The 22,551-nt window shown below is 59.5% G+C and carries 21 protein-coding genes and 2 tRNA genes; 1 reads left to right on the top strand and 22 read right to left on the bottom strand.

The features are described from left to right. Positions 1 to 58 precede the first annotated feature (58 nt). From OGI63_RS05390 to OGI63_RS05325, 14 genes are all read right to left on the bottom strand, one after another. Entirely contained in the window at positions 59 to 949 is an 891-nt protein-coding gene (locus OGI63_RS05390; protein WP_004269083.1) for a transporter substrate-binding domain-containing protein, read from the bottom strand. An 8-nt stretch (positions 950 to 957) separates the two neighbouring features. After that, on the bottom strand, positions 958 to 1,908 hold the full coding sequence (locus OGI63_RS05385) for a magnesium transporter CorA family protein (RefSeq protein WP_004269082.1): 951 nt from the start codon (positions 1,906 to 1,908) through the stop codon (positions 958 to 960). A gap of 140 nt (positions 1,909 to 2,048) precedes the next feature. After that, positions 2,049 to 2,873 (bottom strand): histidine phosphatase family protein, encoded by an 825-nt coding sequence (locus OGI63_RS05380; RefSeq protein ID WP_004218045.1) that lies wholly within the window; start codon positions 2,871 to 2,873, stop codon positions 2,049 to 2,051. A gap of 98 nt (positions 2,874 to 2,971) precedes the next feature. After that, positions 2,972 to 3,376: a pyridoxamine 5'-phosphate oxidase family protein gene (locus tag OGI63_RS05375; protein WP_004218046.1), complete on the bottom strand. Its 405-nt coding sequence runs from the start codon at positions 3,374 to 3,376 to the stop codon at positions 2,972 to 2,974. Positions 3,377 to 3,510: 134 nt separating this feature from the next. Continuing rightward, positions 3,511 to 3,586, bottom strand: a tRNA-Ala gene (locus OGI63_RS05370). Between the two features lie 139 nt (positions 3,587 to 3,725). Continuing rightward, positions 3,726 to 4,655, bottom strand: coding sequence for a hypothetical protein (locus tag OGI63_RS05365; RefSeq protein WP_004218047.1), 930 nt, complete (start codon positions 4,653 to 4,655; stop codon positions 3,726 to 3,728). Positions 4,656 to 4,754: 99 nt separating this feature from the next. Then, positions 4,755 to 5,387, bottom strand: coding sequence for a histidine phosphatase family protein (locus tag OGI63_RS05360; RefSeq protein WP_004218048.1), 633 nt, complete (start codon positions 5,385 to 5,387; stop codon positions 4,755 to 4,757). Positions 5,388 to 5,450: 63 nt separating this feature from the next. Next, a complete protein-coding gene (gene rsfS / locus OGI63_RS05355) occupies positions 5,451 to 5,864 on the bottom strand; it encodes a ribosome silencing factor (RefSeq protein ID WP_012619987.1) in 414 nt (137 codons plus the stop codon). Between the two features lies 1 nt (position 5,865). Beyond that, the gene (glmU, locus tag OGI63_RS05350; protein ID WP_004218050.1) at positions 5,866 to 7,248 is read right to left on the bottom strand and encodes a bifunctional UDP-N-acetylglucosamine diphosphorylase/glucosamine-1-phosphate N-acetyltransferase GlmU; all 1,383 of its coding nucleotides are present in this window, start codon (positions 7,246 to 7,248) and stop codon (positions 5,866 to 5,868) included. 65 nt (positions 7,249 to 7,313) lie between these two features. Further along, positions 7,314 to 7,384: transfer RNA gene (locus tag OGI63_RS05345), tRNA-Gln, on the bottom strand. Between the two features lie 87 nt (positions 7,385 to 7,471). Further along, positions 7,472 to 8,491, bottom strand: a complete 1,020-nt coding sequence (locus OGI63_RS05340; RefSeq protein WP_004218051.1) for a ribose-phosphate diphosphokinase — start codon at positions 8,489 to 8,491, stop codon at positions 7,472 to 7,474. Between the two features lie 91 nt (positions 8,492 to 8,582). Beyond that, positions 8,583 to 9,287 carry a nicotinate-nucleotide adenylyltransferase gene (gene nadD / locus OGI63_RS05335; RefSeq protein ID WP_004269081.1) on the bottom strand — a complete coding sequence of 235 codons (705 nt, stop codon included), beginning with the start codon at positions 9,285 to 9,287 and terminating at the stop codon, positions 8,583 to 8,585. Continuing rightward, positions 9,284 to 9,901 (bottom strand): hypothetical protein, encoded by a 618-nt coding sequence (locus OGI63_RS05330; protein WP_004218053.1) that lies wholly within the window; start codon positions 9,899 to 9,901, stop codon positions 9,284 to 9,286. Before OGI63_RS05330 ends, nadD begins: the two co-directional genes overlap by 4 nt. A 17-nt stretch (positions 9,902 to 9,918) precedes the next feature. Beyond that, entirely contained in the window at positions 9,919 to 11,232 is a 1,314-nt protein-coding gene (locus tag OGI63_RS05325) for a glutamate-5-semialdehyde dehydrogenase (protein ID WP_004269080.1), read from the bottom strand. 136 nt (positions 11,233 to 11,368) lie between these two features. Here OGI63_RS05325 and thrC point away from each other — a divergent pair, with 136 nt between their 5' ends. Further along, the gene (gene thrC / locus OGI63_RS05320) at positions 11,369 to 12,856 is read left to right on the top strand and encodes a threonine synthase (RefSeq protein WP_004218056.1); all 1,488 of its coding nucleotides are present in this window, start codon (positions 11,369 to 11,371) and stop codon (positions 12,854 to 12,856) included. Between the two features lie 93 nt (positions 12,857 to 12,949). On the opposite strand, the gene OGI63_RS05315 is transcribed toward thrC, so the two are convergent. The 8 genes from OGI63_RS05315 to OGI63_RS05280 all read right to left on the bottom strand — a co-directional run bounded on the left by OGI63_RS05315 (position 12,950) and on the right by OGI63_RS05280 (position 22,548). Further along, positions 12,950 to 13,633 carry an HAD family hydrolase gene (locus tag OGI63_RS05315; RefSeq protein WP_004218058.1) on the bottom strand — a complete coding sequence of 228 codons (684 nt, stop codon included), beginning with the start codon at positions 13,631 to 13,633 and terminating at the stop codon, positions 12,950 to 12,952. 11 nt (positions 13,634 to 13,644) lie between these two features. Then, the gene (recN, locus tag OGI63_RS05310; protein WP_012619984.1) at positions 13,645 to 15,366 is read right to left on the bottom strand and encodes a DNA repair protein RecN; all 1,722 of its coding nucleotides are present in this window, start codon (positions 15,364 to 15,366) and stop codon (positions 13,645 to 13,647) included. Positions 15,367 to 15,499: 133 nt separating this feature from the next. Further along, positions 15,500 to 16,468 (bottom strand): NAD kinase, encoded by a 969-nt coding sequence (locus OGI63_RS05305; RefSeq protein ID WP_004218060.1) that lies wholly within the window; start codon positions 16,466 to 16,468, stop codon positions 15,500 to 15,502. 95 nt (positions 16,469 to 16,563) lie between these two features. Continuing rightward, a complete protein-coding gene (locus OGI63_RS05300; protein WP_004218061.1) occupies positions 16,564 to 17,214 on the bottom strand; it encodes a potassium channel family protein in 651 nt (216 codons plus the stop codon). Between the two features lie 90 nt (positions 17,215 to 17,304). Next, on the bottom strand, positions 17,305 to 18,768 hold the full coding sequence (locus OGI63_RS05295) for a TrkH family potassium uptake protein (RefSeq protein WP_004218062.1): 1,464 nt from the start codon (positions 18,766 to 18,768) through the stop codon (positions 17,305 to 17,307). Between the two features lie 257 nt (positions 18,769 to 19,025). Next, on the bottom strand, positions 19,026 to 19,814 hold the full coding sequence (locus OGI63_RS05290; protein WP_004218063.1) for a TlyA family RNA methyltransferase: 789 nt from the start codon (positions 19,812 to 19,814) through the stop codon (positions 19,026 to 19,028). 29 nt (positions 19,815 to 19,843) lie between these two features. Then, positions 19,844 to 20,884, bottom strand: coding sequence for an HAD-IIA family hydrolase (locus OGI63_RS05285; protein WP_004218065.1), 1,041 nt, complete (start codon positions 20,882 to 20,884; stop codon positions 19,844 to 19,846). After that, positions 20,881 to 22,548 (bottom strand): hypothetical protein, encoded by a 1,668-nt coding sequence (locus tag OGI63_RS05280; protein ID WP_004218067.1) that lies wholly within the window; start codon positions 22,546 to 22,548, stop codon positions 20,881 to 20,883. Before OGI63_RS05280 ends, OGI63_RS05285 begins: the two co-directional genes overlap by 4 nt. Between the last annotated feature and the right edge of the window lie 3 nt (positions 22,549 to 22,551).

The following is a 22,551-nucleotide window of genomic DNA, read 5'->3' as shown; positions in this document are numbered from 1 at the left end:
ACAGTGGGGGCGTCATGTCCACCAGTCGACCCGGTTGCACCGGGAGGGGATGCGCCCGTTATTCGTCGTCCTGCGAGCGTGCAACCGTCACCGGATTGAGACTCAGATCCACATGCATACCCAACTCGGTTTCCATTGCGTCGATCTGGGCGTCCCATGCGCCGTCATCGACCATCTGCTGCAGGGCGGTGTCGATGAGCTCCATGAGCTTGCGCTGGTCCGCCTTCACTGCGATGCCGAAAGCCTGGGTGCCGTAGCTGTCCTCCTGCAGATGCAGGTATCGGGTGCCACCGTCCTTGCGCAGTCCCGCCAGAATCGGCTGTGGCCCGGCTATGGCATCGCTCTGGCCCACCAGCAATGATGCCGAGCATTCGCTGTAGTCGGCACGTTGCAGGATCTTGATCCGTGGGTGACGGTCATGGAGTTGTTCCCCGGAATACTCGCCGGCGACCGTGCACACGGTCCTGCCATCGAGTGACTGCACATCCGGCAGCCGACGTGCGTCATCGGCACGAACCAGCAGTTGGTTGCGAGCGACCAGATATGGGCCCGAGACCTCGTACCGGGTGCCATCCGCCGTTTGCGTATGGTCCATCTCCAACGCATTCTTGCCACCGTCATAGGCGAACGTGACCATAGCGAAATCGACGCTACCATCGTCAAGCCTGTCCAAGCGCGTGGCGGGGGTCTGGGAGTGGAAGAAGAGCTGCTCGTCCCCATAGCCGAGCACCTTTGCCACATATTTGGCCACTTCGACACTCAGACCGCTGTATTCGCCGTCATGGTACCAACCAACCCCCGGTTCATCGGCCGGCACGCCGATCGACATGACCGGCCCCTTCGCCTGCCCCGGGGCGCTGACATTCACCGAGGTGCCGCAGCCGCAAAGCCCCACTGCGAGAGAGATTGTGAGGATCGCACGGGAGATGGTTCTCAGTCTTGCATGCATGGCGCGCCTCACTTGAACAGTCGCGAGCGTGTGAGGAACCAGATCACCGCTCCTGCCAAGACGCAGGCAAGCAGGACGATGACGAGGAACCCCCATTTTGAATCGCTCAACGGCATGCCGATCATCCCCTGTTGGAAGTTCATGCCATACATGGAGAAAATGAGAGTCGGAATCGATAGCGTGATCGAGATCATCGTGAAGATGCGCATCACGTTATTCAGATTGTTCGACACGATCGAGGCGAACGCGTCCGTCATGTTCGCGAGAACGCCGCTGTAGATGTTCGCCATCTCGATGGCCTGCTTGTTCTCGGTGATCACATCTTCAAGCAGATCCTCGTCTTCCGGGTACTGCTTAATGCGTGTGAGCGTCATGAGCTTCTCCATGACGATCTCGTTCGATTTGAGCGACGTGTTGAAATACACCAAGGTCTTGCTCAGTTCGAGCAGCATGAGAATCTCGCGGTTCTGCATGGAGTGGCGTAGACGCAGTTCGAGTTTATCGGTCTCCCGGTCGATGATGCGCAGGTACCGCAGGTACATCGTCGCGTTTCGATAGAGGATCTGCAGAATGAATCTGGATCGCATGAAAGTGTTGAATCCCCGGATCGTGCCTTCCATGAACGGATGGAGCACCGGGGTGTCCTGCATGCACACGGTGATGATCATCGTCTTCGTCACGATGATCGACAATGGTATCGTCTCGTACCAATCCCTGCCGCTGCGTTCCTCCACGGTGGGAATGTCCACGATGATCATCGTGTAGTCATCCTCCACGTCCACGCGCGAACGTTCCTCGTCATCGAGCGGGGCACGCAGATCGGCGAGGTCGATGCCCGTCTCCTGCGAGACGGTGGCGAGCTCGACATCGGTGGGATCGGCCAACGCCAGCCAAGAGCCGTTCTCTGGTTTCGAAATCTGCCGTACCTGGCCGTCAACGGTACTGAACATACGCAACATGGGGCATCACCCGCCTTCATCGTGTCCGGCATTCGCCACTGGACCCGCGACGCCACACGTAAGGGGTGCATGCGTCACGGTCGCTTTCAAGCCAACGCACCAGCATAGTCGCAGGGTTGAGACAGCCGGGCAGCATCGGCCTAAATCAGCGGTTTCCACATCGGCATGTCTGGATTGCGCAGGTACGCCGGGCCGTTCTCCCAGTCAACGGCGTCCGCCACATCCGGCCCCTTGTCATATTCCGTAAGATGGAACAGCACGGAATTCGAAGTGTACTGGGGTTCCATACGACTCCAGAACGCATTGCGCATACCGGTCAGATTGTCAAGCTGCGAATCTGGCAGACCCATGAGGTTTCCAATGGTTGCGGCGATCCATGAACCGTGGGAGACGACGAACAACGTGGTGGGCTCATCCATGTACTGGGGGTCGTCGCAATAGGAACGGATCGTGGAACTGCCACGTTTGCCAAGGTCGGGACGGCTTTCCACCCCATAGGCCGCCTCGCCGCCCTCATGGGCCTTCCACGACGCATATCCTTCCGGGTACCGCTCATTAATCTCCTCTCGGCTCATCCCTTCCCATTGGCCGAAATCACGTTCGCGCAGACGCGAATCGAGTGTCACGTCCAATCCCAGCGGGTCGGCGAAAGCATGGGCCGTCTGTTGGGCCCGGAAGAGATCCGAGCTCACGACCACCATGCGGCGTCGCGACGCAGGGGCTTGCTCATATTCCGTGATGTCGCTGCGACGAATCGGGGGATCGGAGGGCTGGGAAAGCCTGTCCGGATGCCGGGCGATATTCGACACCTTGGCCCAATAGAACCGTTGGGCGAGTGTGAATCCGCTCATATCCACCTGCCACTGCCCCACGATATCGAGTGGAATGTCGATCTGCCCCTGCAAGCGCCGTTGCAAATTGAATGCGGTGCGCCCGTGGCGCATGAACATCACTTCATCGATCATTTCTTCCCGTCCTTTCTGTTCCCATCACCCGGCATCGATCCGCATGGAACAAAAATGCCGAAGCCAGACGACAGGCTTCGGCATTTTCGGTATATGGCTCAGTCGTGCGAGATCACCGTGCCGGCCTTTGCACCTGCGGAGAGGTCCTCGATCTCGCTGATCTCCAGCACCGGGACGCAGGCGGGAACCTTGGTGCCACGTTCGTTGGCGAGCTTGACCTGTTCGTCGTAAATGGCGTCGTCAGTGTGCAGCACCACTTCACCACGGAAGCGGTAGCCCTTCTTCTGTTCGAAGTTCGCGAACGCCACGACCAACGGGCTGCCGTTCTCGAGGTTGCGGTAGGTCTGTCCGGCAGTGCGCTCATGATAGGCAAGATGGTTGTCGTCGAGCACGAACATCGACATCTTCGGACCGAGGTCGGGGATGCCGTCCTGGTTCACGGTTGCCACCCATGCCAGATTGTTCTTGATGAATTCCTTCATATCTTCAGTCAGTTGCGCCATGATGTTCCTTTCGTCATGTATGACTATCACACTACGCGATGACATGGCGGCATATTCGGGTTTGCGCTGTGGAAGGATATGGGGAATGTGATACTTCAGAAGACGAAAACAAAAACCCGGCATAGCCGGGTTGGTGGTGGAGCTAAGGAGATTCGAACTCCTGACCCTCTCCATGCCATGGAGATGCGCTACCAGCTGCGCCATAGCCCCGTCGTTCTTCGAACGAACCTGTGCTAGATTACAACATTCTGTTTCGATGAGCAAATCGGCGTGTCGCATTGACGCGTTCGGGCGGAGCATATATGGGGATGGCCGGGAATCGATTCCCGGCCATCCCCATATATGCCTACTATTGCTGAGCTTGCGAACCGTCTTTCTTCTGGGTGGTGCCTGAATTGGTTCCGTCATTGACGGAACCTCCCGAATCACCATTGCCGGAATCCGTGTTCTGCGTATCACCCGAATTGCCGTCCTGACCAGCGGAACCGGTGCCCGCAGTCCCAGACCCATTCGAGTTCTGGGACCCGGACGACCCTGAGGATCCGGGGTTCGATGAGTCAGAGCCTGAGTTCCCCGAACCAGTATTCGCATTGCCCGAAGAGGATCCCGAGGATTGTCCATTCCTGTCCGATGTCGAAGAATCCTTCGTATGACGCGAATCGGTATCACTTCCCTCTCCGCTCTGCGTGGGCGCCGGTGTCTGTGTGGGCGTCTGGGTGGGCATCTCGGCCGGCGTCTGCGAGTAAGTGGGGCTGACCACGTCACGCACCACGGAGTCGGTGCCCTTGCCTCCCGTCAAGGCGAGGATGACACCTGCGGTGATGCCCACCGCCACCAGACCGGAAATCAGTGCGACAATCACGGCCACACGTTTGTCATGCTTGGTCATCTGCGGCTTCGTACCAGCCTGCGGGTGCTTCGAAGCATCGGTGGCATGGGTTCCGGAGACCACGGTGCGTGCGCCACGGGAGCTATCGGAATGTACAGGTGCGATGGTCTGTGTGTCGTCGATATCGGCCGTGGAGTGGTCGCCTGTATGTGCATTGGCATGCGGCGGAGCAACCCCAACCTGTTGTGCGGCATCCTGGAGTTTCTTGCTCGACGCGTCAATCACGTTCTGATAGAGCTGGGAAGCCGCAGTGGAGACGATGGAGGCCACGGCCACGCCGATTACCGAACCTGCGATGCCGATCTTCGACGACAGCAGAAACGATGTCACCGCGGCCAAGGCGCCTGCCAGCAGCTGCGAGAACGATATTCCTTTGAAGAAGTTTTTCACGGTGCTTTCAATGTTCAGATATGGTTGGAGGCGCGTTCGTCATCCGCGCCTCATAGTTTTCGTCTTCACAGCATACACGCCAAGACTTGAGGTGTCCTGTCATTTCGCTGGCAAAGTGTCTGGGCGCTCCCAATACTGTGTATCGGCCAGGGCGGGTCCATGGTTGTAGTCCTCCATGATCCACCGGCTGTCCATGTCGATATCGGCCCTTCTCAGTCTGGCCCAGTGCGCGTTGCACATCGAGGTGAGCGTGAAATCCGGGTATCGTCGTTCGATGCCGAACAGCACCTGCAGCGCGTTTTCGATGAGCGCGCCATGGGAGAATACGAACAAGTCGGTGTCGTCATCGCATTCATGGGCCCAATCATTCATGGCCTCCATGCTGCGGACACCGGCATGTTCGTGGGATTCGGCGCCATGATTCATCTCGCCGCCCATGCCCCGGCACCACGAGTCGAAGTCCTGCGGGAAATTGGCCTGCAGGTATGCGCCGGATCGGCCTTCGAATTCACCGAAATGCCGCTCGCGCAACCGTTCGTCGGCATGCACTTCGGACCCCAGTCTATCGGCGAAGGCATGTGCCGTCTGCATCGAACGTTCGAGGTCGGAGGACACAACGAGCTGGTGCCGAGATGGGTCTGGGAGCACATATAGCTTAATCAGTGACTGCGCGGACTGGTTCACCTGCCACAGCCCGACCTCATCGAGCGGAATGTCGATCGATCCCTGCACCAGCCCTTGTGTCTGTTGTATGAGGTGCGGCCATGGCGTGCGTACGGTTCCATTCGTCCGCCGTCACTCTTCGGTATCGGCGTCGCTGGACTTGATGCCCCGGCTTTCCGGATGCTCCAGTTCGAGGTCAACCGGTTCACAATCACGCCACAGGCGTTCGAGATTGTAGAAGTCACGTGCCTCGTCATGCATGATGTGAATGATGAAATCACCGTAGTCGAGCAGCACCCACTGCGCCTCCTCGACGCCCTCCCTGGACCGCGGCTTACGGCCTCCATCCTTGAGGAACAGCTGCTTCTCAACCTCCTCGGCAATGGCCAGAACCTGACGTTCGTTCGAAGCGGAGGCGATCATCATGAGGTCGCAGATGCCGAGTTTGTCGCCCACGTTGTAGGCCACCACGTCCTCCGCCTTCATGCCATCGGCCGCAGTCGCGGCGACGCGCACCGAATTGATGGATTGTTCCAAAGCATTCATTTCAACGCTCCCAAGCTGGTTTCCAGTTGTCTACAACATGTTGCGTGTTCTCGGAGTACACCATCGCGTCGCCCGGGACATCATGTCGGATGACCGATCCCGCACCGCTGGTGACACCGTCCCCCACATTGACCGGCGCGACGAACAGATTGCCGGCGCCGATATGCACGTCGGAACCAATATGGGTGTGGTTCTTGTGCACACCATCGTAGTTAGCGGTGATGGTGCCGCCTCCGATGTTCGTGTTCTCGCCGAGATCGGCATCGCCCACATAGCTCAGATGGGGCACCTTACTGCCATCGCCGATGTGCGCCTTCTTCATCTCGACGAATGCACCCGCCTTTGAACCAGTGCCGATCTCGTTTCCCGGACGCAGGTACGTCCATGGTCCAATGTTCGCTTCCCGGCCTATGCGGCTCTCCTGCACGCGGGAACGCTCCACATGGGCCTCCGGCTCGACCGTCGCATCGATGAGCGTGGTGTAGGGGCCGACCACAGCGTCATGGGCGATTGTGGTGTGTCCCTGCAGGAAGCACCCCGGCAGAATCACAGCATCTGACTCCATCTCGACCTCGTCTTCTATCCAAGTGGTCTGCGGATCGACGATGGTGACCCCGTCGAGCATCCACTGCCTGCATACACGCAGATTGTGCGCCTTGGCCAGCGACGCGAGCTGCACACGATCGTTGACGCCCTCGACGCTCAAGGGGTCGGGCGCGGCGAAGGCGCCGACTTTGCTCACCTGCCGCGCGACAGTGAGCGCATCCGTCAGATAGAACTCGCCTTGAGCGTTGTCGGCATTCAGATTGGCGATGGCCTGTTCGAGCACCGCGGCATCGAACACGTACACCGATGTGTTCACCTCACGGACCGCGAGTTCGGAACTGTTGCCATCCTTCTGCTCCACGATCTTGAGCACGTTGCCGTCGGCATCGCGAATGATGCGACCATATCCAGTCGGGTCGTCAAGCACGGTGGTGAGCACGGTGGCTCCGTCACCACTGTCACGATGGTAATCCAGCAATTGCTTGAGTGTGGAGGTGTCGAGCAGCGGCATGTCAGACGCGGTGATGAGCACAGTGCCAGAAAGAGGCCCCTGCTCCCCGAGCTGCTCCATCGCGCATTGCACAGCACGTCCCGTACCCGGGATCTCATCCTGTTCCACAATGAGCACAGCGTCATCATAGGAGCGGGCCGCTTCGGCCACTCGCTGTGCCTGATAACGCACGACAACGGCGAGCGTCTCGGGATCGAGCGCCCCGACCGCATCCATGACCCTGTTGAGGAAGGTCTTTCCTGCGAATTCGTGCAGCACTTTCGGTTTGCGGGAACGCATGCGCGTCCCCTCCCCTGCTGCGAGGACGATTGCCGCGGTCAACGTCATGGAATGCCTCCAAACCTATAAACGACGAACGCCTAATCCGCGTATGCGGACCAGGCGTCCAATTGCTCCCCCACCTGGACTCGAACCAAGACAAAGGGTTCCAAAGACCCGTGTGCTGCCATTACACCATGGGGGAACGGCGGAGTGACTCCGCCAAGTGTTCATTATGCCATATGCCCAGACTTTTCGCCGCCGGTGTGTTTCACATCTGCACAGCGACCAATCAGGCGAACAGGAATCCCTGCCCGTGATGTTCAGGGTAGGTGTCGAACAATTCGGCCACTGAGCCGTCCTCGAATACGGCTTTGATGGCGGAGGAAAGCAACGGCGCGATGGAAAGCACCGTGAGACCGTCCCACCGCTTCTCCTCGGGAATCGGAACGGTATCGGTCAGCACCACCTCACGAGCGCCGCATGACTTGAGACGATCAACTGCCGGTCCGGAAAGCACGCCATGGGTGGCCACCACGGTCACCGACCTGGCTCCGGCTTCACGAAGCACCTGACATGCCCCGGCGATGGTTCCCGCGGTGTCGATCAAATCGTCGACCAGAACGCAATCCTTGCCCTTGACATCGCCCACGACACGGTTCGCCTTGGCCTGGTTCGGCCGCGTGATGTCACGGGTCTTGTGCACGAAGGCCAGCGGACCGCCGCCCAGGCGTTGCGCCCACTGCTCAGCGACACGGATGCGCCCGGCATCTGGCGAGACGACGGTGACATTGTCGAGATGACCATCGAAACGATCGCGAATATAGTCGACCAATACCGGCATGGCAATCAGATGATCCACAGGTCCGTCAAAGAAGCCCTGGGTCTGGGCCGCGTGCAGATCGACGCTCATCACGCGATCGGCGCCGGCAGTACGCAGCAAATCGAAGACGAGACGGCAGGAGATGGGTTCGCGGCCACGATGCTTCTTGTCTTGACGGGAATAGCCGAGCAATGGGCATACAGCGGTGATCGACCTGGCTGAAGCGCGCTTCAGTGCATCGATCATGATGAGCTGTTCCATGATGCTTTTGTTCACCGGAGTGCAATGACTCTGGAGCACAAACACGTCGGCTCCGCGAACGGATTCGGTGTAGCGCACATACATCTCGCCATTGGCGAAGTCGTAGGCGGTGGTCTCGAGAACATCGATGCCGAGCTGGTCCGCAACGTCGGTGGCCAGCTTGGGATGCGCCCTGCCTGTTACGAGAATGAGATTTTTATCGGGTTTCCCCTCGAGAATTGCACTCACCGTGTCTCCAAACGTCGGTCGTCGGTTACGCGTCCAATCATAAATCGCTGTTTCGACTGAGCGGCGCGATACCAGAGCCGGTGACGTGCCGCTACTTCGCGTCCTCGTCGTAGATGCCGTGCTTGGCTATGTATTGCACCACGCCATCCGGCACCAGGTACCACACGGGTTCCCCGTTGCGCGCACGTTGACGAACATCGGTGGAGGAAATGGCCAGTGCGGGAATCTCCAACATGTCTACCTTGCCAGCCGGCAGCGGGACCTTCGAAGAGTAACCGGGGCGCGTCACCGCCACGAAATGGGCGATGTCGAACATGCGCTCGGCGTCTTTCCACCGCATGATCTCAGCGACGGCGTCGGCACCGGTGATGAAGAACAGCTCGGCATCGGGGTAGCGGGCGCGGATGTCTCGCAGCGTATCGATGGTGTAGGTGACGCCGGGGCGGTCTATGTCGACACGCGAGACGACGAACTTCGGATTCGAGGCGGTTGCGATGACCGTCATCAGGTACCGGTCCTCCTCATTCGTCACATGCTTGTCAAGCTTGAAGACCGGACGCCCGGTGGGTACGAAAATCACCTCGTCAAGGTCGTAGACCCACGCCACTTCGGAGGCCGCCACCAGATGCCCGTTGTGAATCGGATCGAAGGTGCCGCCCATGATGCCGATACGCGCATGGGCGTGCCAGTTGCCCCGAGCCGAACGTCGCCCGTGCTGCGAGACGAGCTCCACCTCGCGTTGTGCATAGGGCGACAGCTCGGACATGCTCCGATCCATGGGCGTGGTGCCGTTCATTCGCTGGCCCGATCCGTGCCGCGACCAGCTTCATCGGCATCAAGGGCGGCTTTTTGCACATCCTTGGCCAGACCGCTCTCCCCGTTGTCGTTCATCACGGTGTCGGAATCGATCTTGCCCATGTCCTCATCCCATTCATCCTGCACCACACGACGGATTTCCGCGAATGTGGGCAGCAGGAACTTGGGCTGGTAGATGCTGCGTACACGTGCCACTCGTTCGGTGATGCGAATGAGGGTGTCGGTCATGCCGTCGATATCGCCATCCTGTTCCATCGTGCGGAACTTGTCGACATACTCCTCCATCAGGCGAATCTGCTCGTCGATGGTGCGCCGGTCCTCATCGGTCGGCGCGTCCAGGCCTTTTGCGTGCTCGTCCGGCCAACCGATGAGCACGGCATCCGCATACTCAAGCGACGCGCGCTGCCCTGCGGTCGCAATGCCGTCCTCGATCTGCACCACGAACACATACCGCACCAGGCTCAACCGCTCGGCAGTGAGTCGGAGCGCGATGAACGGGTCATCCAAGTCAAGCCCCCACGGGTTGACGGGCGCGTCAGACACCACCTCGGTCATGCCGCCGGCACCGTCTTCGCGTTCATCCAACCATTCCATCCCTTCCTGCACTCCGTTCATGCGCGCACCTGCCCATTGCCGTAGCCGACCCATTTCGTCGTCGTCATCTCCTGGAGCCCCATGGGGCCTCGTGCATGAAGTTTCTGGGTGGAAATACCCAGTTCGGCGCCGAAGCCGAACACCCCGCCATCCGTGAAACGCGTGGAGGCATTCACCATCACCACGGCGGAATCTATGGCCTTCGTGAAGCGTTCGATGTTCGTGTAGTCCTGGGAAAGAATCGATTCGGTGTGATGTGTGGAGTACCGGTTGATATGGTCAATGGCCTCGTCGAGCGAATCGACGATGCGCACGCCAATCTCCAATGCCAGATACTCGGTGCCCCAATCCGCTTCGTCGGCGGCGAGCAATTGGATGTCCTTGATGTCTGCATCTCCCATGATCCGCATCGACAGCTCATCCGCATGGATGGTCACATGAGCACGTGCCAATGCCTGAGCCATTCTCGGCAGGAACTGCCGGGCGATGTCCCTGTGCACGATGAGTTTCTCCGCGGCATTGCATACACCCACGCGTTGCGTCTTCGCATTGACCACGATGTCGATCGCCTTGTCGATGTCGGCAGAGGAATCGACGTAGATATGCACATTCCCAGCCCCGGTCTCAATCACCGGAACGCGCGACTCATGCACCACGGATTGAATGAGACCGGCTCCACCCCGAGGGATGAGCACATCGATATGACCGGTGGCTCGCATCATCGCACGCGCACCTTCCCGGCCATAGCGGTCGACCGATGCCACAAGTGCCGGATCGAAATGCAATTCCTGCAGCACCTCGTCTATCACCTGTAGCGTAGCGGCGTTCGTGCGCTCCGCGGCATGGCCGCCACGCAGTATTGCCGCATTGCCGGACTTGAGGCACAGGGCCGCCACGTCGACGGTCACATTCGGACGTGCCTCGTAAATCATGCCGATTACGCCAAGTGGCACACGCTGCTGCTGCAATCGCAGCCCATTACCCAGATCATAGCCTCGCACAATCTCACCAACCGGATCCGGCAGGGTGGCTACATGGCGCACACCCTGTGCCGCTGCGGCCACACGTATGACGTCGAATTTGAGTCGGTCGAGCTTGCCCTGATCCATGCCTGCGTCAAAGGCGGCCTGCATGTCCATGGCATTGGCGTCGGCGATATCGCTTGCATGCGCATCCAACGCATCGGCAATCGCCATCAACACACCGTTCTTGGTGTCGGCGGTCGCTTGCGCCAGTTCATGTTGTGCTATGGCCGCCGCGTCGGCGAGCGCGTTCACTGCCTGCTGCACGTCGCCGCTCACCGGGGTCTGTAGCTCATTCGTATTCGTCATAGACCCAAGAGTAATGGCAGTTGCCTACAGCGCACAACGGTTTGTTCCATTGGACGGACGCGTGTCGGTGTGCTCCATACGCTCCACTTATAATGTGACTCGGCAATCCGTCTATCGGCGAAGGACACAGTAACGCATGAGCACTTTCCACAGCACACGCAGCAGCGACGAGGCATTCACATCCAAGCAGGCGATACGCAAGGGCATCGCCGACGATGGCGGCCTGTTCGTCACCGACGCCCTTGGGGAGACGAAGATTGACATCAGCGATCTTGCGGGTAAAAGCTACCAGCAGATTGCTTTGACGGTGTTGTCGGTGCTGCTTGACGACTACACCGAGGAGGAGCTTTCCCAGTGCATCGCCGAGGCATACGGCTCCCAATGGAGCGATGAGCGCATCACTCCGGTCAAACCGCTGGGCAACGACTTCATCATGGAATTGTTCAACGGGCCGACCTGTGCGTTCAAGGACGTCGCGTTGCAGATCCTTCCCCGGCTGATGGCCCGCACCACTCCGGCGGACGGGGATTGCGATGAGAAGATCATGATTGTCACCGCTACCTCTGGGGATACCGGCAAGGCGGCGCTTGCCGGATTCGCGGATGCGCAGGGCACCGGCATCACGGTGTTCTATCCGCAGGGCAAGGTCTCCCGCGTTCAGGAACTGCAGATGACCACGCAACAGGGGTCCAATGTGAACGTATGCGCGGTGGATGGCAATTTCGATGATGCCCAGTCCACGGTCAAACGCATCTTCGGCGACCGTGATCTCGCGTCACGCCTTGAGGCGGACGCGCATGTTCGCCTTTCCTCTGCGAATTCGATCAATGTGGGGCGTCTCGTACCGCAGGTCGTCTATTATTTCTCCGCTTACGCACAGCTGCTTGAACAGCAGGTGATCAATGTGGGCGACCAGGTGGACTTCGTGGTGCCCACCGGTAATTTCGGCAATGTGCTTGCCGGATATTACGCCAAACTGCTGGGCCTGCCGGTACGTCAACTCGTCGTCGCCTCCGACCGCAACAATGTGCTCTTCGACTTCCTCACCACCGGCACCTACAACAGCAAGCGGCCGTTCTTCGAGACCACGTCGCCGTCCATGGACATTCTCGTCTCCTCGAATCTGGAGCGCATGCTCTACTACATGAGCGAGAGGGATCCGCGTATGATCACCTATCTCATGAACGATCTCGCCGAATGGGGAACCTACGAGGTGCCTCCGGAGATGCTCATGGAGATTCGCAAGGTGTTCGCCACCGGTTGGGCCGATGAGGATCAGGTGCGCGAGATGATCGCCGACTGCTGGGATCGCAACCACTATGTGATCGACCCGCATACCGCATGCGGTTATTTCGTGATGCAGCAGATGCCAGCGGATCCGCAGGTGCCTCGTGTGCTGCTGTCCACTGCCAGCCCGTACAAGTTCCCGCGCGTGGTCAATGAGGCGCTTGGGCTGAAGGCGGATGGCACCGATTTCGAATGCATGGACGAATTGCACGCCAAATCAGGCACGCCGATTCCGCAGATGCTGCGGAATCTGGAGAATGCCGAGGTGCGGTTCCGCGACTGCGTCGAGGTGAGCGACATGGGCCACTACGTCGAGGAATGCGCCGACCGGCTATAGTCATGCGCGATGCATATGGGGCCGGTCCCTCCGCGGAGGGACCGGCCCCATCATATTAGTCAACGAGAATCGGACTGTCGTGTTTTTCTTGAATCATGTGAGCTGACGCGGTGCCTGGGTGAAGTCGAACAGCACGCCATCAGCGGTTTCGCAGATGCGTTCCCAGTGCATGGCCGAGGAGTCGTCCTGCACTCCCCACACATGCATGCCGGCGCGTTTCGCAGATTCCACCGCCGTGAGCAGATCCTCGAACACGGTGCAATGTGCTGGCTTGACGCCGAGCAACTGCGCCGTGTGGAGGAAGATGACCGGGTTGTCCTTGCCGCTGCTGCCGTCATCACCCGTGCCCACGACCACGTCGAACAGATCGTAGATGCCCGCATGACGCATCGCCGGCTCCCGCAGTGAGGGGAGCATCGACGTGGCCACCGCCAGCCGCGCCCCGCTTGCGCGCAGCCATTCCAGATATGCCCGCGCGCCCGGCTTGAGCTCGACTGTCGTGGTGTACGCCTCATAGGCGAGATCGTTCCACTCCCGCATGAGTTCCTCGGGCGTGTCGTCGAGACCGAATCTGCGGATCGTATATGCGGCGATGTCGTGGAACTGCATCGCACTCACCTTCTGCATGTAGTCTGCCGGCACGTCGAATCCGCGTCTGCCGAGGAATTCGACATCCACCGCGTCCCATACGCCCATCGAGTCGAGCAGCGTGCCGTCGAGGTCGAAGATCGCCGCCCTTCCACTGTTGACTCCGGCTGCATTCACCATATTCGCCATGTGCCCCCCCCCTATTCAATCTCGGATTCGTGCAGTAGCTCGCGCGCATGTTCCAGGGATGTCTTCGACTCGCTGCCGGCGAGCATGCGTGCGATTTCGCGCACACGTTCACCGCCGCTCACCTCACGCACGGTGGTGTGTGTACCCTCTTTACCGGTCTCCTTACTCACCACATACTGGCGTTCGGCCCACGATGCCACCTGCGGTAAATGTGTGACGACGATCACCTGATTACGGCGTGCAAGTTTGGCGAGACGTCTGCCAAGTTCCACTGCCGCCTTGCCTCCCACACCGGCATCCACCTCATCGAAAATGAACGTCATGCCCGCGCTCGCATTCTGAGACGAATCCGATTCCTGTGAGGAATCCGCGGCACAGAGCTCCAAGGCGAGCATAAGACGGCTCAGTTCACCGCCGGATGCGCTTTTGCCCATGGGAAGGGACGCCGATCCCGGGAAGGGGGTGAAGAGGAATTCGATGTCGTCGATGCCGGTGGCGTCGAGCATCCCTTCCCCGTTGCGGGGTGTGACCACGATGTCGAGTTTCGCTCCGGACATGGCAAGCTGTCCGAGCTCACGGTTCACCTGGGCGCTCAATGCATTCGCCGCATCGGTTCGCGCCTTCGACAACGCCCGCCCGCGGGCTATCGCCTCATCTCGCAGCCGGTCACGTTCCTGTTCCAGGGAATGCAACTGTTCCGGCGACGCGTCGAGATCCTCTACGTCGATCTTCGCGCGATCACGCCATTGGAGTACGTCGGCGAGCGTGGGCCCCCAACGCTGTGCCAACTCATTGAGATCATGGATGCGCCCGTTGATTGAATCCAGATTACCTGTCTCACCGTCCGCATCGAGGGAACGGGATAGGGAGAACACGACGTCGTCTATTTCAGCGCCTGCCGATTCAAGACGTTCGGCCAATTGTTCGTAATCCCCCACCGCATGGATGCCGCGCAACGACTGCACCGCGCCGGCGATGAGCTGACCAACACCGGCTGCGCCTTCCGCACTCTCGAATTGCGAGGCATCCAAATATGCCAACGCATGCTCGACACCGCTGGTGATCTGCTCGGCATGTTCGATGCGGTCACGCTGGTCCATGAGTTCCTCGAGCTCGCCATCGTGCGGATCCACATGGTCGATGCGTGCTATGGAATCCCTGAGATAGTCCGCCTGCTGGCGCATGGACGACTCCTGCGTCTGCAGCCTGCGCAGCCGCTCGCACACACTGCGGTATTTCTCATAGGATTGGTTGAACGATTCACGGGCCTTGTCATCGCGGGCATAGGCATCGATGAATTCACGCTGTCGGGCAACCGAGGCGATGCGCAGTTGATCGGTTTGCCCATGAATGGTGATCAGGTTCGACGCCACTTCGCCGAGTAATGAGCGCGGCACGCTTTTGCCACATAGCACGGAACGCGAACGCCCCTTCGCCGGCACACTACGCGAGAGGAAGAGCCCATCGTCATCGACCGGAATTCCCGCCTCGGCAAGCATGGCACGCAACGGATCCCGCTCCCCCAGCGCGAAAATCCCCTGGGCCCATGCCTGGTCTGCTCCGGATGCCACGCGACTCGCATCCGCAGTCCCTCCGGAAATCATGCGCAATGCGTTGAGTAGCATGGATTTTCCGGCACCGGTCTCTCCGGTAATCGCCGTCATCGACGGCGCGGGAGTGATTGTCGCTGAATCAATCGGCCCCAGGTCTCGAAGTTCGAGCTCCTCAAGCATGTTCACCATCCATGTCGTCTACTCACACTGCCGCCGGTTGGTTTCGCCGCCGCGGCATCGCTGAAATCTGCAGCTTCACAGTATACCGTGCCACCTCTTAGTTGGCCAGGCTGATGCGGCTGACGAGCGGCTCCTAGCACTCATCCACCTCATCCCCTTCGCCTTTGAGTGAGGTTCCCTGCGGATCGGTGAGGAGGCGTCCGTCGGTGTCCTCATGTTTGGAGGCGTTCTGTTCACGCCAGCCCTCCACCGGTAGATTGAATTTGGTGACCAGCCGGTTTGTGAACGGCACGTCGGAGAGCCGCGCCAGTCGGAGTTTGCTTGCAGATTGGCGAATCTCCACGCGCGTCCCCTTCGCCAATGCCAGCTGACGGCGCCCATCACAGCAGATCCAGCCGCCTGAAGTGGAGTCGTCATGGATCGTGAACTGCAGTGTCGATGTGGAACCGATCACAATCGGCCGGGAGAACAGCGCGTGGGCGGCCAATGGCACCATCAGAAGAGCCTGCACATCCGGCCAGATGATCGGCCCTCCTGCAGAGAACGCATAGGCGGTCGAGCCGGTGGGAGTCGAGACGATCACACCATCGCATCCGAACGAGCTCATGGCCACTCCATCGATGCCGATGCTCATCTCCACCATCTTGCCGCGGTCGGCACGCTCTATCGTCACATCGTTCAAGGCCCAGTCGCTCAAAGCCTCGGTGGTCCCCGGCAACCACACGTCGACGTGGGCCACCATACGTTCGTCTATCCGGTAATCATGGTCGCAGATGCGCCGAATCGCCTCCTCGAGCTGGAAGCTTTCGAATTCCGCAAGGAAACCAACATGCCCCATGTTGATGCCTATGATCGGCACATCGGTGCAATGCACCAGTTCCGCGGCACGCAGAATGGTTCCATCGCCGCCCAGCACCACGACGATCTCGGTTTCGGGAGGAACGGTCTGCGGCAGCGTGCCGAAATCGGGAATGGTGTCCGTGTCTACCAGTGTGACATCGAAGCCGCCACGTTCGAGCTGCAGCAATGTGTCTTGCACAATGGTGCCGGTCTCACGCAATTTCTTATGGGTCACCACAACTGCATGTCGTACCTTGGCCATCTTCACCTCGCAAACGCTCTTCGCATATCATAGCCCAATACATGCTAGGCACCGTTCCGTGGAATCGGAACGGCAACCGTCACACAGGCTCTCAGTCAGCCCCGAATGAAGTGGTCGATCTGGTCCTGTTTGCCCATGATGATCAGTTCGTCGTTGCGTTTCAATTGCAGATCGTTCGAAGCATATTGGAATTCATGGCCCGGTGATTTCACGCCGACAATCGTCACACCGTACCTGTCATGAATCTTCGCCTCACCGATCGTATACCCGACGAATTGCGGTGGCGTATGGATCTTGACAACGCTGTAGGCGCCTTCGAGCTCGATGTAATCGAGGTAATTGCCTGAGACGAGGTGGCCGACGCGCTTGCCGGCGTCGGTTTCGGCGTTGATGATGTGACGGGCACCGATGCGCTGTAGAATACGGGCATGTTCCTTCGACACGGATTTGGCCCAGATGTCGGAGATGCCCGCGTCCAGCAGATTGCCTGCCGTGATGACGGAGGCCTCCACCGAATCGCCGATGGCGACGACGGCGGTGTCGAAGTCGGAGGCGTTGAGCTGCTCAATGGCGAGCACGTCGGTCATGTCGGCCTGCACGGTGGGAATCTGCGATGACCATCGGTTGACGAGCTCCGGATCCTTGTCCACGGCAAGAACATCCTGTCCAAGCGCATCGAGAGTCGTCGCGACGGCACTTCCGAATCGACCAAGCCCCACCACAAGCACACTGCGGTTTTCCGGCATGTTCCTCCCTTTCCTGCGCAACACGCGCTTATCTCATCACACCACTATATCCGCCGGTGGGGTCTCTCCCCCGTCGCGGAATCGAATCCATCAGCCGACGACTATCTGGCCTTCTGGGTAACGGACCACGTCGAGTTCCTTCGGCCTGCTCACGGCGTAGGCCAGCGTCATCGGACCCAGCCGCCCCACAACCATGGCGGCAGCCAGCACATAGAGCGACGCAGGATTGTTCTCCTGGGCCACACCCACCGTGTAACCACCCAGACCGAAAGCCGAGCAGGTGTCGAACATGGCATGGCTCAACGAAGAGTCCGTGATGAGCATGAGCGCCACCGAGGCGATGAACACCAAGGCGACGCAAGAGGCCGTAATCGAGATGGCGGTCATGATCACATGCTGCGGTATTCGTTTGTGGAATGCATTGACATCGGTATGGCCGGTGAACGCGGCCTTGCACACCAGCAGAATCACAGCCAGGGTCGTGACGCGTATGCCACCCGCCGTCGAAGTGGAGCCTCCCCCGATGAACATGACAATGCTCATGAACACCTTCGTGCACTCCTTCACCCCCGGCACCCAGGACAGATCGAAGCCGCTGCTCCGAGGCATCACGGCAGCCACCATCGCACGCCGCATGCGGGTGTCTACATCACCGTCCTTGAATAGGACCGGATTATCCCATTCGACGGCAAGGAACCATATCAGTGACATGAATACGATGGCGAAGGTCATGATCATCGTGATCTTGGTGTGCAGCGACCAGTGCTTCGGTGATTTGTGCATGCGCGCCGTACGGAAAATGTTGAGCAGCACGGGGAAGCCGAGCGTCCCGCAGAAGGCGCTCATCATGATCGGCAAACCAACGGCCCAATTGTTCACGTACAGACCCGCACCATCGGGTGTGAATCCCGCATTGTTGTATGACATGACAGCGAAGAACAACGACTCCCACAGTGTGCGCCCCACGTTCCCCTTGTTTACGGAGAGCAATCCCGGGAACAGTGCGAAGAACGTGACGACCTCGATGACGAGCGTGGTCATGAGCACCACCTGCAGCACGCCGCGGATCTCCGACAGCTTGTTGGTGCCGAGTTCATTCGCCGCCAGCAACCGTTGCATGGCTTTCAAATGGTGGTTGACGGCCAGGGCAATGAGCGAGGCGAAGGTCATGACGCCCAAGCCTCCCATCTGCACCGAGAAGATCAGCACCACCTGCCCGAAGATCGTCCAATGGTCCGTCGTGTTCACCACCGAGATGCCGCAGGTGGAAAGAGCGGAAACCGCGGTGAAGAACGCAGTCGAGAACGAGGTCTTTTTGCCGGGCTGGGTGGCGATCGGCAGGCACAGCAATGAAGTCGAGACTGTGATGAGCGCGAGGAAGTAGATGATGGTGAGACGACCCGGATGCGAGTTCAGTCGATAGGACAGCGAACGGCTATGAGGATTGCGCTCCTCATAGGCGTTGCGTTCGAAGGTGTCACCAGAGAACCACCAACCGAATCCCTTGGAGGTCTCGGAGTTGGATGCCGATTCATCGAACAAGAGATTGGCCATGCGTCCTCCTGTTCGTCACCGGTCAATTTCGTCTGCGGGCAGGTCTGGGTCGCGGCGCGCCCGCAGCGGTCCATGCCGCAAAACGGCACGCGACAGCACCTGTTTGCATAAGCCATTGTAGGAACACAAGGGACCAAAAGCGAATTCACCGCTCATCGAAACAGATGCCTGTCAGGAGGTGTCGCCACAACTCCTCGCAGGAGTCCCGCACCGCCGACGCTCGCCACGTTTTATATTCCATAACGCAGCATATGGAATCACGACGATTGCGACATACGCAGATAGAGGAGATATTCAGCATTGCCATGGGTACCTTCGATCGGAGAGGGAGCACTCGCCACAACCTGCAGACCGTGTTCGCGCGCACAGCGTTCCACCCGTTCGAGTGCCTGCTCTCGCAACGACGGATCGGTGACGATGCCGTTCTTGCCCAGTCTCCCCTTCTGTCCCACTTCGAACTGCGGTTTCACCAGCAGCACGATCTGTGCGGCGGGGGCTGCCACCTCGGCAATGGCGGCCATCAGATATGTCAGGGAGATGAACGAGACGTCGGAGACGATGACGTCCGGCCGATATGGCAGGTCGTCGACCCCCACATACCGCATGTTCACTCCGCTCATCTCGATGACACGTGGATCGTCGGCGATACGTGGATCAAGCTGCCCGTGGCCGACGTCGAGCGCGATCACCTGTGCGGCTCCCCTACGCAACAGCACATCGCAGAATCCTCCCGTCGAGGCACCGATATCCAGGCAATGCTTGCCTTCAACCGAGGTGAATCCCGCTGGCGCGAACGCGTTGAATGCTCCCAGCAGCTTGAGTGCGCCACGCGACACATAATCGTCTTCCATGGCCATGTGCACACTGATGGTCGATTCCGGCTGCACTGCGTATGCCGGCTTTGTCTGTGGATGCCCGTTGACGTGCACCTTGCCTGTTTTGATCAGACGTTGTGCCTTGGATCGCGATTCACCTGTCGCATTGGCGACCACGACGTCGAGACGCTCTTCGCGCATCCCCGTGTGTTCATATTCCATATGGGTCATGCTGATTCATCCACGACACGCAGGCAGGCTCACTCGCCGAGACTGAATTCAGGCAATGCGAATGCAGCGACATCCTGCCCGCTGTCCGCAGCTTGCCAAGTCAAAGCGCAGGCCGCCCGCAGCGCATTGACATCGTTGGGGTCGTTCACGGTGAGTCGCCGATGGGTCAGACTGGCCTGCGCTTGCGCGCAGGTTGCCCGAGTGCCGGCTTCATCCACGTCGATTCGTGGGTATGCCTCATTGAGACCGCGCAGATCACGCACAATGTAGGTGGGGCGCAGATGCTTCGGAGCGCACATCAGTTCGGTCGGATTCGTCACACCGGTGAGCACGGCCAGTGAGTCGTAGCCACCGCGGTTGCCCGCCTCGATGTCGGTGTCGAGACGATCCCCGATTGCCAGGCTCCTTGCTTTGCAGACCGGTTCTGTGTCGCCTTGCGCGGCAAGTTCGCGTGCTTCGTCATACATGGCCGATTCCGGTTTGCCCGCCGAGGCGATGGGTTGCACGCCGGTGGCATTGATGACTGCCTGAATCATTGACCCGCAACCTGGTGCGATGCCAGCTTCGCGTGGAATCGTCAGGTCTCGGTTCGTCACGAAATACATGGCGCCGTTCTCGACGGCGAATGACGCCTCCGCCAGCATCTGCCAAGTCATCTGCGGGAACCATCCCTGAATGACCGCCGTCGGATGATCGCTGGCGTATTGCACTGGTGTCAGGCCGGCTTTGCCCACCTCGTCCTGCAGGTGTTCCGCGCCCACCACCAACACTTTGGCACCCTGAGGTACATGCTTGGACACCATGCGTGCAGCAACGACCGACGAGGTGATGACCTGCCAGGGCTCCACGTCCAGTCCGAAACCACGCAATTGGTCGGCCACGACAGACTGCATCCGCGATGAATTGTTCGTCGTGTATTCAATGGTCATGCCGAGATGTTCGGCCTGACGAATGCTTTCGGAGGCAAAGGCCACCGGATCCTTGCCTCGATACACGACCCCGTCGAGGTCGAGCAGTGCCAAGGAATACGTCTGGCTCAACGGTGCTTCGGTGGCCTTCAACAATGTCACTCCGTCTCTTCCTTGATCTCCTCCTCGGAATCGCCGATCTCGGCGTCCTCCTCGTCGATGTCGTCCTGCGCATCCGTCAGATCGGGATCTGCCATCAGACCCTCCTCGTCGCGACGAGTATTGCGCTCCTGCATTTCAGCTGGTTCAATGTCCATTTCGGCCCCTGCACGCTGCTCCTCGGCGGGGATGCGCGTCTCATCGTCCATGTTCACACCATCCTCATCGTCGAACGGCGCATACTGGGCGTCATCTGGGGTGACACCCAGCTTGGCCTGCAGATCCTCGGGAAGATCCTCGACGTCGTAGTCCACCACGAAGTCATCGTCGGTCTCATCCTGTTCGACGTCGGCATAGCGATCCTCGAGATCGTCAATGAGCTCATCCATCGCCACGGCCTCGTCACTGCGTCCCGATTCCTCGAGGAAGTACTGCTCGGCCTGAGCGGCGCGCATACGGTATTCGCCTGCAAGGCCCTTGGCATGCACGAGCTTGGACACGACCTCAATGGCCTGATTCCACAACTTGAGATCGGCCAAGGCACCAGCGTAGACCAAGAACATCTCGGCCTTCGCCTCACCGGTGAGATGCTTCGCGTCATCACCCATGCACAGCTCGATGGCCTTCTTGGGCTTGCCGAGGCCACGCTCGCAATCGGCCATGAACGGCAGGTAATCCAAGTAGCCGTTCATGCGGAACGCCGTCTGGAATTCGCGCAATGCAAGCTTGTAGTCACCCTGACGATACGCGATCATGGCGAGCGTTTCGCGGGCGATGTCGACACGGGACGCCTGCTTGGCGGCCCACTTCGCATGGGCTAGGGCGCGGTCGGGATCGTTTCCCTCCAAGGTATAGGCAGCCAGGATGTGCAAGCCGATGTTTTCGGCATGCTCCTTGGACAGGCCGCGCAGTCGCTCACGCTCGTCCTTGCTGAGCATGCTCCATTCGAGTCCCTTCGGCAGTTTTGGCTCTCCCGGGCGCAGATGGTCGTATGGGTTCTGCGAGGGGAAGCTCACCGTCCCATCGGAGTTCTTGCGCGATTTTGACATGTACTCATCGCGCTTGCGATCGTGATATGCCTGACGATCCTCACGGTTGAACTCGCGACGTTCGTTGCGGTTGTTGCGGTCGCCATGACGGTCGTTGCCGCGGCGGTCATCATCGCGGTTATAGCGCGGGTTGTTACGACGGTCATTGTTATGGCCGGCATGGTCGAAGCGGTCATATCGACGCTCGCCATCATGACGCCCGTTGGAACGATGGTCGTTATCATGACTGAATCCGCGATGTTCACCATCCCCGCGGTTGTCGTCGCGATTAAAACGACGATCGCCATCGTTGCGGCGCCTGAAACCACCATTACCGCGGCGGTCATCATCGCGGCGGAATCCGCGGCGCTCTCCGTTGCCGCGACGGCTGCCATCACGGGAATCGCGACGGTCGTCGCGGCTGTAACGGCCATTGCCATCCCGACGGAACTCACCGTCACCTTCATGGCGGTAGCCGCGATCATTGCGGTTATGGGAGTTGAAGCGGGAGCCGGAATTGCCGCCACGGTGGAAACCACCGCCATTGCCACGGCCACGGGAGCCGGAATTGCCCCTCGAGTTACCGTAGGAACGCCCACGGGAGTTATTCGAATTGCGCGAACCACGTTCGTCTGCCATGTT

It is taken from the genome of Bifidobacterium sp. KRGSERBCFTRI, assembly GCF_025908335.1.
This window is presented reverse-complemented; position numbering and strand designations above follow the sequence as displayed.

Coding starts and splice junctions, on each gene's coding strand:
- OGI63_RS05390 (WP_004269083.1), bottom strand. CDS start 949: ATGCATGCAAGACTGAGAACCATCTCCCGTGCGATCCTCACAATCTCT.
- OGI63_RS05385 (WP_004269082.1), bottom strand. CDS start 1,908: ATGTTGCGTATGTTCAGTACCGTTGACGGCCAGGTACGGCAGATTTCG.
- OGI63_RS05380 (WP_004218045.1), bottom strand. CDS start 2,873: ATGATCGATGAAGTGATGTTCATGCGCCACGGGCGCACCGCATTCAAT.
- OGI63_RS05375 (WP_004218046.1), bottom strand. CDS start 3,376: ATGGCGCAACTGACTGAAGATATGAAGGAATTCATCAAGAACAATCTG.
- rsfS (WP_012619987.1), bottom strand. CDS start 5,864: ATGAATGCTTTGGAACAATCCATCAATTCGGTGCGCGTCGCCGCGACT.
- glmU (WP_004218050.1), bottom strand. CDS start 7,248: ATGACGTTGACCGCGGCAATCGTCCTCGCAGCAGGGGAGGGGACGCGC.
- nadD (WP_004269081.1), bottom strand. CDS start 9,287: ATGAACGGCACCACGCCCATGGATCGGAGCATGTCCGAGCTGTCGCCC.
- OGI63_RS05330 (WP_004218053.1), bottom strand. CDS start 9,901: ATGGAATGGTTGGATGAACGCGAAGACGGTGCCGGCGGCATGACCGAG.
- OGI63_RS05325 (WP_004269080.1), bottom strand. CDS start 11,232: ATGACGAATACGAATGAGCTACAGACCCCGGTGAGCGGCGACGTGCAG.
- thrC (WP_004218056.1), top strand. CDS start 11,369: ATGAGCACTTTCCACAGCACACGCAGCAGCGACGAGGCATTCACATCC.
- OGI63_RS05315 (WP_004218058.1), bottom strand. CDS start 13,633: ATGGCGAATATGGTGAATGCAGCCGGAGTCAACAGTGGAAGGGCGGCG.
- recN (WP_012619984.1), bottom strand. CDS start 15,366: ATGCTTGAGGAGCTCGAACTTCGAGACCTGGGGCCGATTGATTCAGCG.
- OGI63_RS05305 (WP_004218060.1), bottom strand. CDS start 16,468: ATGGCCAAGGTACGACATGCAGTTGTGGTGACCCATAAGAAATTGCGT.
- OGI63_RS05300 (WP_004218061.1), bottom strand. CDS start 17,214: ATGCCGGAAAACCGCAGTGTGCTTGTGGTGGGGCTTGGTCGATTCGGA.
- OGI63_RS05295 (WP_004218062.1), bottom strand. CDS start 18,768: ATGGCCAATCTCTTGTTCGATGAATCGGCATCCAACTCCGAGACCTCC.
- OGI63_RS05290 (WP_004218063.1), bottom strand. CDS start 19,814: ATGACCCATATGGAATATGAACACACGGGGATGCGCGAAGAGCGTCTC.
- OGI63_RS05280 (WP_004218067.1), bottom strand. CDS start 22,548: ATGGCAGACGAACGTGGTTCGCGCAATTCGAATAACTCCCGTGGGCGT.